Raw genomic sequence first — 11,590 nt, 5'->3', positions numbered from 1 at the left:
AAAGTATGGCTGAATACGGTGTTCAAACATGGGACGCATCCGGCAGGGTTAACAACTACGGCATCAAACCAGTCAGCGTGAGTGGCACTCTCCAGCTGGCCGTTAACCAGAAAACAGGCTCTTATTCTGTGCCACTTCCCCCTGGCTGCAAGCTGACTTATTTCCAGATCATGAATGATGATCAGTGGGGGACGGGGCGGAGAAAGATCACCATCTCAGGCGGTACCGCAACTGTTTCGGCGGTCAGTGATACTGACTACTCAGCAGGAACGGAACCCGCAGCGGCGGCCTATTTAATATTCCAGATAGAGAAGGCTTAAATGGCGCAGTATGGGGTTTTACTGGCGACAACAAGCGGAGAAGTGTGGGTGACATCAAACAGCACACCCATCGCATTACAGGCTCGCAAAACGGCTGCTTTGCAAGGTACATCGGGATTTAACACTCAGGTTACACATACTTTCACCGCAGGCCAGCCGGTTGTGGCTTTTGTCCATTGCACGGTAGAAGTGGAGATCACCCAGAAGATTAGCGGAAACACCATCACCGTTGATTTTCTCAGACCTGGCGGTACGGGTACGGCCTATGTGTATTTTTTCTCGATCTTCCCACAGACAAAGCCGGATTATGGCCTGGCCGTATGGGATGCCTCAGGGACGCTAATTTTAACAAACGAGACACGCACACTGAGTGACGTAGTCACTCTCGGAACCGCGGGGGTAGATGCCAGTTCAGGCTATAACATCAATACAACCAGGGCGGGGAAATGGGCCTGTATGCCTGTGATGCTCGGGCTGATCACAGGGGTAATTTCATCAGGAGGGCAGCCCCTGCCGTACGCAGCAATATACAAGAGCATGGCAAAACTTGAAGGCAGCAATACGCGTATTTACGCCCGGACGCAGACGACACCCACTGGAAGTCTTCAAAATGTTGCGTACTCAAACATGAGAAACGTGATTATGGCTATCAACTGCGCAAACTATGATTGATCGTTTAAAACGATCGATAACTGAAAATTGATCTATCGAATCAATTATATCCTTCTGATTCATATTGCTATTGTGTCTTTTCATGAATACCTCTGGGATATCATAAATATGAAAAATCTAATTTTCTGCCTGACGGCGGTTATCTTGCTGTCCGGCTGCACTGGCGTACTGGAGAGACAGCAACCCGTATGCACAGGAACGGCCATGATTGGCGGGCAGGAAAATACCGTGCAGATTTACGGCGTCCGAAAGCAAAATAATCAGACGCAGTATCGTGCCGGATACCCCTTCAACTGGAACTGGATGAGTGCCAACACGTTCACCAGCACCACCTGTAAATAAACCATTCTGGTTAATATCAACCCCGCCCCGGCGGGGTTTTTTATGCCCGGAGAAAATATGATTTACACAACTGGCACCATAGCCATCAGCGGCAATACGCTGACGGGTACTGGCACGAATTTTACAGCCGCAGGGTCACTGATCCGCGTTGGATGCACTCTGTTCACCATGGCAAACCCGGTACAGGTATTCCAGGTAACGGCAATCAACAGCGCCACCCAGCTCACCGTAACGCCAGCGGCGAGCCCGGCAATTGCAGCGGGTACCGCTTACGCTATCCTGCTGAGCGATTCGCTGAGCGTTGATGGTCTGGCTCAAAATATTGCTGAGACGCTGACGCTGTATCAGCGGAATATGAGCGGCTTCGCCGATGTGATGAACGGGGCGGGTGACGTCACTATCACGACTAACGGCGTAGCCGTCACGGTTCCCGGCCAGAAAGCTCTGGCAAAAAAAGGGGCCAACAATGACATCACCTCACTGAGTGGGTTAACAACACCGCTCAGCCAGGGGCAGGGTGGGACGGGACTAACAAGCCCGTTTGGCGCCGTCGCCGGATCGTTTTGCCAGGGCAATGATACACGCCTGAGTACAATAGACGCTAAGTCCGGCGGTATAGTGAATGGTTCCGTGAAAGCGTCTGCAGTTTCTCCCGCCGCAACACCGACGAACGGCACAGCTACTAACGCGGAGCTAATCGGCTCCAGATTTCGAAGTGGTGTGTATGCCGGGATTGATTTTTCTGCCTACGCGCAGGTTGTTCAGGGAAATGGCTCATACGGGATACTGCAACTGGCCTATGGCGGCACCCCTGCTTACTGGTCATTCGCACAGTCTGGTGTGGCAACCGGCGTTTCATGGACTCCAACATGTGACGAGCGCCTGAAAGACCTGGACGGGCCTGTTCCCGAACCGCTGGATAAAATGCGGCTTATGCGTGGGCAGTCCTGGCGCTGGAAAACGAACGGTAATTACGGGATAGGCCTGACCGCGCAGGATGTGCAGCGTGTGTTCCCGGATGCTGTTGTGGAGACCCATGATGTGACACTGCCGGATGGTAGCGTGGTGAAGAATGTATTGTCTCCGGACTCGTACGGCGTTGCAGCAGCGCTTCATCATGAGGCTATTCTGGCGCTAATGGCTCAGGTTGACGCCTTGACCGCGCGCGTAGCGGAACTGGAGCCAACAAAATCTGAGGAATCAGAAACAGAGTAATCAAGCTGAGCTGTAGCATTATCGGTTTAGGGGGTGTAACACCCCCTAAATGAATTATCATTTCAGCATGTACGTTTATAAACAATTCTGCTTAATTTCACTGATGGCTTATCTATTATTATAGTAAAAAAGTAAGCAAGAATAATGCTGACTGGAATAGTGTAAGCCCAGACTGCGATTGCTCCAAATTTGGGTAGTAATGTTATCAAGGCCATCGAAAGCACTGTGAAATGCGTTAAATATAATGAGAAAGAAATCTTTCCGAGGAATACCCCAAGCTTAAAGAACCATCCGCTCTCTTTCAATGCGGTTGATACGATAAGTAAACCAATAGCTCCAAAAGAAGTTACTATATCACCAATTCCTCGCTGCGCCAGCGTCCATGGGTTATTAAAAGGATAACAGTAGACTAATATAGAAATGATAAATAGCAATAACTGCATTTTTGCACTAATACTCATTAGTATCGTTTTTATCTTTTCTATGTGAAACGACAAAATACAGCCCATTGCAAAAAACAAAGAATAATGCCCGGTTAACATTGTTGTGCCAAAATAGTCATACCCTGTAGATTGTGGGCTCTTATATAACCCATATATGCAAAGCAGGGAAAGTAATGTGAAAAATAAAATTCCATAAAATCTAAATTTCTTTATTATAAGGAAGATTAGTGGAAAAAATATCGATATCCTTGCTTCATATACAAGAGACCACAATGGAGGGTTTACTGAGTAGTAATTATATGAGCCAATTAACCCAAAATGTGGGAGCAGTTCCTTTAAGTTAAATGTCGGATTAACTACACCATTCCATCCCTGCTCCCAAGTAAACCCGAATTTTTTTAAACATCCAAAAATAGTAAAAACAAAAAAGATGGATAATATACAGGGAATAAATAGTCTTATGATTCTCGCGGCTAAGAATCGCGTGTAATTGTAGTTTAAACATGAGTCAATCATCTTGGTTAGAGCAAAACCGCTAAGCACAAAAAATACAATAACAGCCTGATGCCCAGCCCATAGAAATCTTAACGGCGTCCATAAAATAAACGGCCAAATGTTAGGATTATTATATAAACCAGCAATAGTTGTATGAGCAATCACTACTGTCAGAGCCGCATAACCACGGACTAGATCTAAAGATTGATATCGCATTAAGCATCCATGTAACGTCATAAAATACTATTGGTTAATGATACAGTTTTTCGATCGTGGTTCAATAGGTCTGACTTGCTCCCTGTTCATTAATACATCGTGATGCTAACAGTGCCTTCATTCGTTATGAGAATAATTGTGAATGCGAAACTTATGGGTCAGTCCTTCATTACAGAGGATGGCGAGGCGATTGAAAGTGAGGCGCTGGAGGACGTGCTCGTTGTTGGTCGCGTAACGTATTTCGTCAATCGGGCAGGGGAGGACGACTGCCCGGTGATGTAAAAAGTAATTAATCAGCAACCATCCACATATCTGCTTCTTCAAACATCTCTTCAAGCATGCGGTTTAGTCTTTCCTTCTCAGTTTTCGTACAATCACTGTTCAGCGCGTTCGCCTGCATTGGCTTTACTCTCACATCCGCATCGGGGAAAAGTCGGTGCACCCTCTTGGTCAGTTCAGCCAGAATGATGCCTTTCGCATCCGGCAAACCCTCAACATTTCTCTTGTCGTAAACGAGCTCAACGAACATAGCTACCTCAGTAAAATTACTGTTTGGATATACAGTTATTATTGGCCTCTTATTTTTAAGGTGTCAAGGGAGGATGGCTTTGGCGAAGCGTTAGTGGACGTGATCGTTGTTGCTCGGGTGACGTATTTCGTTAACCGTGCCGACGAAGACGACAGCCCGGTGATGTGACAGGTTTGTGCCAGAAAATTGACACACAGATGCAGGAAACGACAAAAATCCGCAAATCCAAAATGCTATGGCTGGCTTGTGGCGCGGGTTTGATTGATGTTAGCTTATGCCAAAATTTGGCGTCAAAAAGAGCAAAAGTATGTTTTGTGTGATCTACCGAAGTTCCCGACGTGAACAGACTTATCTGTATGTCGAAAAAAAAGACGATTTTTCACGCGTGCCGGAAGAATTAATGAAAAGCTTTGGTCAGCCCCAGCTAGCCATGTTATTGCCCCTCGACGGGCGTAAAAAACTGGCCAGTGCGGATTTGGAAAAAGTAAAAGAGGCGTTGCGCACACAGGGATATTATTTACAGATTCCACCGCCGCCAGAAAATTTACTCAAACAGCATTTAGACAGCGAAAGATAACGCTTCGCGAATTTTACCTGGGCGGATCGATTCCGCCATTTGCCTTTCTCCCGCCAAATCGTTGAATATAAAGTTTGTTATTTGACAAACCACCATGTGGCGCGGATAGTCATTTTTCGCACTTGTTCAATGTGTTACTTAGGGGAAAGTCATGTACCAACATCATAACTGGCAGGGCGCACTCCTGGATTACCCGGTGAGTAAAGTCGTGTGCGTTGGCAGCAACTATGCGAAACATATTAAAGAGATGGGCAGCGCCACGCCGGAAGAGCCGGTGCTGTTTATAAAACCGGAAACCGCATTATGCGACATTCGCCAGCCGCTGGCGTTGCCGCAGGATTTCGGTTCCGTGCATCATGAAGTTGAACTGGCCGTACTAATTGGCGCCACCCTGCGTCAGGCTACCGAAGATCACGTACGAAAAGCCATTGCGGGTTATGGCGTGGCGCTGGATCTCACGCTTCGCGACCTGCAGGCGAAAATGAAAAAGGCCGGGCAGCCGTGGGAAAAAGCGAAAGGCTTTGATAATTCCTGTCCGATCTCCGGCTTTATTCCGGCCGCAGAGTTTACCAGCGATCCGCAGAACACGACGTTGGGGCTTAAAATCAACGGCGAAGTCCGCCAGCAAGGGACGACGGCCGATATGATCCATAAAATTGTGCCGCTGATTGCTTATATGAGCCGCTTCTTCACGCTCAAAGCGGGGGATGTCATTCTGACGGGGACGCCGGAAGGGGTAGGGCCACTGCACGGCGGGGACGAACTGGAAGTGAGCTTTAACGGCCTCTCCCTTAAAACCCGCGTGTTATAAGTCGATTTGCCGCCATTATGGCGGCAAAACTTGCATCCCCATGCCAGACTGGTTATAAGGTGCTCCCTGGTTTTAAATGGTGAACTGATTTATGAGCGACACACCTTTCTGGCAAAGCAAAACGCTTGAGCAAATGACGGACGCGGAATGGGAGTCGCTGTGTGACGGCTGCGGTCAGTGCTGCCTGCATAAGCTGATGGATGAAGATTCCGACGAGATCTATTTCACCAACGTGGCCTGTCGCCAGTTGAACATCAAAACCTGTCAGTGCCGTAACTACGAGCGCCGCTTTGAGTATGAGCCGGACTGCATCAAACTGACGCGTGATAATTTGCCTACCTTTGAATGGTTGCCGCCCACCTGCGCCTATCGTCTGCTGGCCGAAGGGAAGGCGCTGCCGGTGTGGCATCCGCTGCGTACCGGCTCGAAAGAGATGATGCACAAACAGCGCATCACGGTTCGCCATATTGCGGTAAAAGAGTCCGAAGTCCGCGACTGGCAGGATCATATCCTCAACAAACCTGATTGGGCGCAATAATCTCTTTTGTTATACCGCTACTCGTCTGAGATGAATAAAAAGTGATTTAAAACAAGACCCTAAAATGTTTGTATGTCTTAAATAAGCTAAAACATTAACGGGGTCTGTAATGAATAAATTCATTGTGATGGTAGCGTCAGGTGTTCTGCTTGCAGGGTGTACCGCGTCTAAACCCTCTCCTGAACGGCATGCTATTGCCTTTACGGAAAACCACAGCTCTACGGACGGCGGGGTCCGTTTCTCGCCACAAGGTACATACCGCAATATCATTCCCACCTTTGAAAAAATGTACGATCAAGGAAAACTGGACCGCATCGTTGGTCATGATGTGCATTACGCGATCAAATATGCCGGGATGCTCAAGGAGCAGGCCGGCCGTCATCTCACCGAAGCATACGACAGAACTGGTGATAAGATGCCGGCGGATCCGAAAGATGCCGACTTGATAGGCAATGAATTATCGGCGACTTATCTGGATGGTTATAACGGGGTGTATTAAAGACCTGTCTGAGTAAAGGCGGTCGCTCCGGTTAGCGAATACGCTACCGGGAGGCCTCATGCATTGCGGCAATAAAAAAACGCTCCCGAAGGAGCGTTTTTTTAACGACCGAAGAGGTCGCGTTTTTTCGGTTTGAAGGGCTGGGCGATGAGCACCAGCGCTGCGACAACAAAGTAAGCGACAAAAATACCTAACAGCCATTGCGGCATTTCCAGTGACAGGAACTGCCACTGTTTTTCAGCACAATCGCCCGAAGCCACGAAGACCTGCGGAAGCCATTTATCCAGCGGCAGCCACGAAGGGAAACGCGCAGCAAAATCGCAGGTCATAAAAGGAGAAGGATGAAGCTGAATCATGGTGTGCTCATACGCCAGCTGGATCCCACGCCAGGCGCTGTACAACCAGATTAAGATAGCGACGAAGCGCAGCGGCGTTTTCGGCGCAATCGCCCCGACAATACCCGCACCCATCACACCAAAAAGGGCAGAACGTTCATAGATGCACAGGACACAGGGTTTCAGCAGCATGACGTGCTGGAACCACAACGCCACCAATTCAAGTGCGAGTGCGGTGAACGCCATTAATAGCCAGGCGCCGCGCCCGTGAGAGCACTTGTTCAAATATCGCAACATAATCATTTCCCTGGGACATGCGTAGACACAGCAGTGTAAACGAAATCACTTAGCAAGCCACTATTGCATAAGAAAATAATACGTAATCGGATGTTTATCATGCGAAAAGTCAAATCTTGCTGTCAGGAATGTAAGCAAAGCGCTAACAGGGAAAACATTTATGATTAATGTGGTAAATGATTTTCAGTCAAGAGGGAATAGTCGTGAATAAAATGGGGGTAAAAAGTACAACGGGTGAATCTTTCAAATTGGATCGGCGATCCCCTTTTTCTTCAATTCGCCTGCTATCTGCCCCCGAGGCGGTCTGGTATGATGAGTGATCTTTGCTTAGTTGTATAATGGAAATCTCACTATGGTCATAAAGGCGCAGAGCCCGGCGGGTTTCGCGGAAGAATACATTATTGAAAGTATCTGGAATAACCGTTTCCCTCCGGGGTCGATTCTTCCGGCAGAACGCGAACTCTCCGAACTGATTGGCGTCACTCGTACCACATTGCGTGAAGTGTTACAGCGTCTGGCTCGCGATGGCTGGCTGACCATTCAGCACGGTAAACCCACCAAAGTAAACAATTTCTGGGAAACTTCCGGGCTCAATATTCTGGAAACCCTGGCGCGTCTGGACCATGAGAGCGTTCCGCAGCTCATCGATAACCTTCTGTCCGTACGTACCAATATCGCGACCATCTTTATTCGTACGGCGTTCCGTCAACACCCGCAAGACGCACTGGCGGTACTGGCTAACGCACGTGAAGTTGAAGATCACGGCGATGCGTTTGCTGAGCTTGATTACAACATCTTCCGCGGGTTGGCTTTTGCCTCCGGCAATCCGATTTACGGCCTGATCCTCAACGGGATGAAAGGGTTGTATACCCGCATCGGGCGTCATTACTTCGCCAGTCCGGAAGCACGTAGTCTGGCCCTCGGTTTCTACCATCGCCTGGCAGAAATCTGTGAGAAAGGCTTACATGACCAGGTGTACGAAACGGTGCGTCGTTATGGGCATGACAGTGGTGAGATCTGGCATCGCATGCATAAAACGCTGCCTGGGGATTTAACGATTCACGGGCGTTAAGCAAAGCGAAGCCCCTCCGCGGAGGGGCTTTTCGTTATTAAAACGTATTGTTATCAAAGAGTATTGTTACGGGCAGGGCAACGATCCAGCAGCTCCACACTGCCATCTTCGTTTTGCTGTTCCAGCAGCACATCAAACCCCCACAGCCGATGCACATGTTTGAGCACTTCCCGGCGACCTTTATCCAGCGGCGCGCGATTATGCGGAATGTAACGCAGCGTCAGAGAACGATCGCCGCGTAAATCCACATTCCACACCTGAATATTGGGCTCCAGGTTGCTCAGATTGTACTGGGAGGACAATTTCGAGCGGATCTCGCGATAGCCTTCCTCGTTATGAATCGCCGCAATCTCCAGATAATTATTGCGATCATCATCCAGCACGCTAAAGAAGCGAAAATCACGCATGATTTTTGGCGACATGAACTGGCTGATAAAGCTTTCATCTTTAAAATCGCGCATGGCGAAATGCAGCGTTTCCAGCCAGTCGGAACCGGCAATATCCGGGAACCAGTATTTGTCTTCGTCAGTCGGGGACTGACAAATGCGTTTGATGTCCTGGAACATCGCAAACCCAAGGGCATAAGGGTTAATACCACTGTACCAGGGGCTATTGTAAGGCGGCTGGAACACCACATTGGTGTGGCTGTGAAGGAACTCCAGCATAAAGCGGTCTGTCACTTTACCTTCATCGTACAGATGATTGAGGATGGTGTAGTGCCAGAAGGTTGCCCAGCCTTCGTTCATGACCTGAGTCTGTTTCTGTGGGTAAAAATACTGGCTGACTTTACGCACGATGCGCAAAATTTCACGCTGCCAGGACTCCAGCAGCGGGGCGTTTTTTTCCATAAAATAGAGCAGGTTTTCCTGCGGCTCAGAAGGATAGCGGCGCGCTTCCACAACGGCTTTCTCTTCTTCACGTTTTGGCAGGGTACGCCACAGTGTGTTGACCTGGCTTTGCAGGTACTCTTCACGGCTTTTCTGGCGGGCTTTCTCCTCCTGCAGCGAGATTTTTTGCGGACGTTTATAACGGTCAACGCCATAATTCATCAGCGCGTGGCAGGAATCGAGCAGCTTTTCCACCTCTTCCACACCGTATCGCTCTTCACAATCGGTGATGTACTTACGGGCGAAAATCAGGTAGTCAACAATCGAGCTGGCATCCGTCCAACTGCGGAACAAATAATTATTTTTAAAGAAAGAGTTATGCCCATAGCAGGCATGCGCCATCACCAGCGCTTGCATGGTGATGGTGTTCTCTTCCATCAGATAGGCGATACAGGGATTGGAGTTAATAACAATCTCGTAGGCCAGACCTTGCTGTCCATGCTTATAAAGCCGCTCGGTTTCAATAAATTTTTTACCAAACGACCAGTGGGGGTAGTTAATGGGCATCCCTACGCTGGAGTAGGCGTCCATCATCTGTTCGGAGGTGATGACTTCGATTTGATGCGGGTAGGTATCCAGGCGGTAAAGTTTCGCCACCCGGTCGATCTCTGCGAGATACACATCCAGTAGATCGAAGGTCCAGTCAGGTCCATCACTGAGACGTATGGTGTCCTTATTCATGGAATCAATCGTAGCCATTAGCGCGCCCTCGTTGTTAGCAACTCTCTCTGTATGGAGAGTCTCATTTCAAGCATAGAACACACAATAAAAACTGTACGCAACGTCGGTTTTTTTCTTCGCGATAACACCTTGCAAGAGAGGGGTAAAAATCGTCATTGGTAGAATTTTATTCTGTGGCGAAATGTCGCGCAGCAGGAGATTCTAAATATTCTGACGCCTTTATTTAGGGAAAGGTGTGAGTAGTGTCACCATAAAAAAGCCATATGTTGAATAACATTTTCATCTGAGTTATCAATTTGTAATCAGATGATTGTGCTTTACACATGGGAGCAGGTTATGCGAGTCGTTGTACTGGGAAGTGGCGTAGTGGGGGTTACCAGTGCCTGGTATCTGAGCCAGGCTGGACATGAGGTGACGGTCATTGACAGGGAGTCTGGCCCGGCGCTGGAGACCAGTGCGGCGAACGCAGGGCAAATCTCGCCTGGTTACGCAGCGCCCTGGGCGGCGCCAGGCGTACCGCTGAAAGCGATCAAGTGGATGTTCCAGCGTCATGCGCCGCTGGCGATCAGTCTCGATGGCACCTCTTCTCAACTCAAATGGATGTGGCAGATGCTGCGTAACTGCGACACTCGCCATTATATGGAAAACAAAGGCCGCATGGTGCGGCTGGCAGAATACAGTCGTGACTGTCTGAAGCTGTTGCGTGAAACCACGCATATTCAGTACGAAGGCCGTCAGGGCGGGACGTTACAGCTTTTCCGTACCCCGGAGCAGTACGAAAACGCGACCCGGGATATCGCCGTGCTGGAAGATGCCGGGGTACCTTATCAACTGCTGGAATCAGCGCGTCTGGCGGAAGTAGAACCGGCGCTGGCCCAGGTCGCCCATAAACTCAGTGGCGGCCTGCGTTTACCCAACGATGAGACCGGGGATTGTCAGCTTTTTACTCAGCAACTGGCACAGATGGCGGCGCAGGCGGGTGTCACATTCCGCTTCAACACCCCGGTCGACAGGCTTCTGTACGAAGGTGAGCAGATTTACGGCGTGAAATGCGGTGATGAAGTGGTGAAAGCCGATGCCTATGTAATGGCTTTTGGTTCCTATTCCACGGCGATGCTAAAAGGGATTGTCGATATCCCGGTCTATCCCCTGAAAGGGTATTCGTTGACTATACCCATTGCGGAGGAGGCGGGCGCGCCAGTTTCGACTATCCTCGATGAAACCTACAAGATTGCGATTACCCGTTTTGATAACCGCATTCGCGTCGGCGGAATGGCCGAGATCGTCGGCTTTAATACTGACCTTCTCAAGCCGCGCCGTGCCACGCTGGAAATGGTGGTCAAAGATCTCTTTCCGCGCGGCGGTCACGTGGAGCAGGCAACGTTCTGGACCGGGCTGCGTCCAATGACGCCAGATGGTACGCCGGTTGTCGGACGTGCCCCGTTTAAAAACTTATGGCTGAATACCGGGCATGGCACGCTCGGCTGGACGATGGCCTGTGGTTCAGGTCAACTGTTGAGCGATCTGATTTCCGGTCGCACACCGGCCATTCCATGGGAGGATTTGAGCGTGGCGCGCTATCAACCGGGTTTTACCCCATCGCGGCCACAACATTTGCATGGTGTTCATAACTAAGCTGCCCATCTGAAACAAGGAGATCG

Annotated in this window: 14 protein-coding genes; 10 read left to right on the top strand and 4 right to left on the bottom strand. The window is 49.4% G+C overall.

Annotated features, from left to right (window positions below):
- Positions 1-5 precede the first annotated feature (5 nt).
- From L2097_RS09470 to L2097_RS09455, 4 genes are all read left to right on the top strand, one after another.
- On the top strand, positions 6-320 hold the full coding sequence (locus L2097_RS09470) for a hypothetical protein (RefSeq protein ID WP_250352703.1): 315 nt from the start codon (positions 6-8) through the stop codon (positions 318-320).
- The gene (locus L2097_RS09465) at positions 321-992 is read left to right on the top strand and encodes a hypothetical protein (protein WP_250352702.1); all 672 of its coding nucleotides are present in this window, start codon (positions 321-323) and stop codon (positions 990-992) included.
- Between the two features lie 108 nt (positions 993-1,100).
- Positions 1,101-1,334, top strand: coding sequence for a phage exclusion lipoprotein Cor (gene cor / locus L2097_RS09460; RefSeq protein ID WP_250352701.1), 234 nt, complete (start codon positions 1,101-1,103; stop codon positions 1,332-1,334).
- 57 nt (positions 1,335-1,391) lie between these two features.
- Positions 1,392-2,549, top strand: a complete 1,158-nt coding sequence (locus L2097_RS09455) for a tail fiber domain-containing protein (protein WP_250352700.1) — start codon at positions 1,392-1,394, stop codon at positions 2,547-2,549.
- 62 nt (positions 2,550-2,611) lie between these two features.
- On the opposite strand, the gene L2097_RS09450 is transcribed toward L2097_RS09455, so the two are convergent.
- On the bottom strand, positions 2,612-3,703 hold the full coding sequence (locus tag L2097_RS09450; protein WP_250352699.1) for an acyltransferase family protein: 1,092 nt from the start codon (positions 3,701-3,703) through the stop codon (positions 2,612-2,614).
- Positions 3,704-3,992: 289 nt separating this feature from the next.
- Positions 3,993-4,232: a DinI family protein gene (locus L2097_RS09445; RefSeq protein ID WP_250352698.1), complete on the bottom strand. Its 240-nt coding sequence runs from the start codon at positions 4,230-4,232 to the stop codon at positions 3,993-3,995.
- A gap of 307 nt (positions 4,233-4,539) precedes the next feature.
- Between L2097_RS09445 and L2097_RS09440 the strand changes: the two genes are divergently transcribed.
- The 4 genes from L2097_RS09440 to L2097_RS09425 all read left to right on the top strand — a co-directional run bounded on the left by L2097_RS09440 (position 4,540) and on the right by L2097_RS09425 (position 6,657).
- Positions 4,540-4,809: a YcgL domain-containing protein gene (locus tag L2097_RS09440; RefSeq protein ID WP_039079508.1), complete on the top strand. Its 270-nt coding sequence runs from the start codon at positions 4,540-4,542 to the stop codon at positions 4,807-4,809.
- Positions 4,810-4,960: 151 nt separating this feature from the next.
- Positions 4,961-5,620 carry a fumarylacetoacetate hydrolase family protein gene (locus L2097_RS09435; RefSeq protein WP_047370848.1) on the top strand — a complete coding sequence of 220 codons (660 nt, stop codon included), beginning with the start codon at positions 4,961-4,963 and terminating at the stop codon, positions 5,618-5,620.
- Between the two features lie 91 nt (positions 5,621-5,711).
- The gene (ycgN, locus tag L2097_RS09430; RefSeq protein ID WP_039079506.1) at positions 5,712-6,158 is read left to right on the top strand and encodes a cysteine cluster protein YcgN; all 447 of its coding nucleotides are present in this window, start codon (positions 5,712-5,714) and stop codon (positions 6,156-6,158) included.
- A gap of 109 nt (positions 6,159-6,267) precedes the next feature.
- Positions 6,268-6,657 carry an Exc2 family lipoprotein gene (locus tag L2097_RS09425; protein WP_250352697.1) on the top strand — a complete coding sequence of 130 codons (390 nt, stop codon included), beginning with the start codon at positions 6,268-6,270 and terminating at the stop codon, positions 6,655-6,657.
- Between the two features lie 101 nt (positions 6,658-6,758).
- Here the strand turns inward: L2097_RS09425 and dsbB are convergent, their stop codons facing one another.
- Positions 6,759-7,289 carry a disulfide bond formation protein DsbB gene (dsbB, locus tag L2097_RS09420; RefSeq protein WP_047370846.1) on the bottom strand — a complete coding sequence of 177 codons (531 nt, stop codon included), beginning with the start codon at positions 7,287-7,289 and terminating at the stop codon, positions 6,759-6,761.
- Positions 7,290-7,641: 352 nt separating this feature from the next.
- On the opposite strand from dsbB, the gene fadR reads away from it, so the two are divergent.
- The gene (fadR, locus tag L2097_RS09415) at positions 7,642-8,361 is read left to right on the top strand and encodes a fatty acid metabolism transcriptional regulator FadR (protein ID WP_047370845.1); all 720 of its coding nucleotides are present in this window, start codon (positions 7,642-7,644) and stop codon (positions 8,359-8,361) included.
- A gap of 53 nt (positions 8,362-8,414) precedes the next feature.
- Here fadR and L2097_RS09410 read toward each other — a convergent pair whose 3' ends face one another.
- Positions 8,415-9,947 (bottom strand): SpoVR family protein, encoded by a 1,533-nt coding sequence (locus L2097_RS09410; protein ID WP_047370844.1) that lies wholly within the window; start codon positions 9,945-9,947, stop codon positions 8,415-8,417.
- A gap of 318 nt (positions 9,948-10,265) precedes the next feature.
- On the opposite strand from L2097_RS09410, the gene L2097_RS09405 reads away from it, so the two are divergent.
- Positions 10,266-11,564, top strand: coding sequence for a D-amino acid dehydrogenase (locus L2097_RS09405; RefSeq protein WP_085005990.1), 1,299 nt, complete (start codon positions 10,266-10,268; stop codon positions 11,562-11,564).
- The last annotated feature ends 26 nt before the right edge of the window (positions 11,565-11,590 follow it).

It is taken from the genome of Citrobacter sp. MNAZ 1397 (genome assembly GCF_023613995.1).
Taxonomy (GTDB): Bacteria; Pseudomonadota; Gammaproteobacteria; order Enterobacterales; family Enterobacteriaceae; genus Phytobacter; species Phytobacter ursingii.
This window is presented reverse-complemented; position numbering and strand designations above follow the sequence as displayed.

Bases quoted from the DNA above. Each gene is read 5' to 3' on its own strand.
- L2097_RS09450 (WP_250352699.1), bottom strand. From the start codon at position 3,703: ATGCGATATCAATCTTTAGATCTAGTCCGTGGTTATGCGGCTCTGACA.
- ycgN (WP_039079506.1), top strand. From the start codon at position 5,712: ATGAGCGACACACCTTTCTGGCAAAGCAAAACGCTTGAGCAAATGACG.
- L2097_RS09440 (WP_039079508.1), top strand. From the start codon at position 4,540: ATGTTTTGTGTGATCTACCGAAGTTCCCGACGTGAACAGACTTATCTG.
- L2097_RS09470 (WP_250352703.1), top strand. From the start codon at position 6: ATGGCTGAATACGGTGTTCAAACATGGGACGCATCCGGCAGGGTTAAC.
- L2097_RS09435 (WP_047370848.1), top strand. From the start codon at position 4,961: ATGTACCAACATCATAACTGGCAGGGCGCACTCCTGGATTACCCGGTG.
- L2097_RS09445 (WP_250352698.1), bottom strand. From the start codon at position 4,232: ATGTTCGTTGAGCTCGTTTACGACAAGAGAAATGTTGAGGGTTTGCCG.
- dsbB (WP_047370846.1), bottom strand. From the start codon at position 7,289: ATGTTGCGATATTTGAACAAGTGCTCTCACGGGCGCGGCGCCTGGCTA.
- L2097_RS09465 (WP_250352702.1), top strand. From the start codon at position 321: ATGGCGCAGTATGGGGTTTTACTGGCGACAACAAGCGGAGAAGTGTGG.
- cor (WP_250352701.1), top strand. From the start codon at position 1,101: ATGAAAAATCTAATTTTCTGCCTGACGGCGGTTATCTTGCTGTCCGGC.
- L2097_RS09410 (WP_047370844.1), bottom strand. From the start codon at position 9,947: ATGGCTACGATTGATTCCATGAATAAGGACACCATACGTCTCAGTGAT.
- L2097_RS09455 (WP_250352700.1), top strand. From the start codon at position 1,392: ATGATTTACACAACTGGCACCATAGCCATCAGCGGCAATACGCTGACG.
- L2097_RS09425 (WP_250352697.1), top strand. From the start codon at position 6,268: ATGAATAAATTCATTGTGATGGTAGCGTCAGGTGTTCTGCTTGCAGGG.
- L2097_RS09405 (WP_085005990.1), top strand. From the start codon at position 10,266: ATGCGAGTCGTTGTACTGGGAAGTGGCGTAGTGGGGGTTACCAGTGCC.
- fadR (WP_047370845.1), top strand. From the start codon at position 7,642: ATGGTCATAAAGGCGCAGAGCCCGGCGGGTTTCGCGGAAGAATACATT.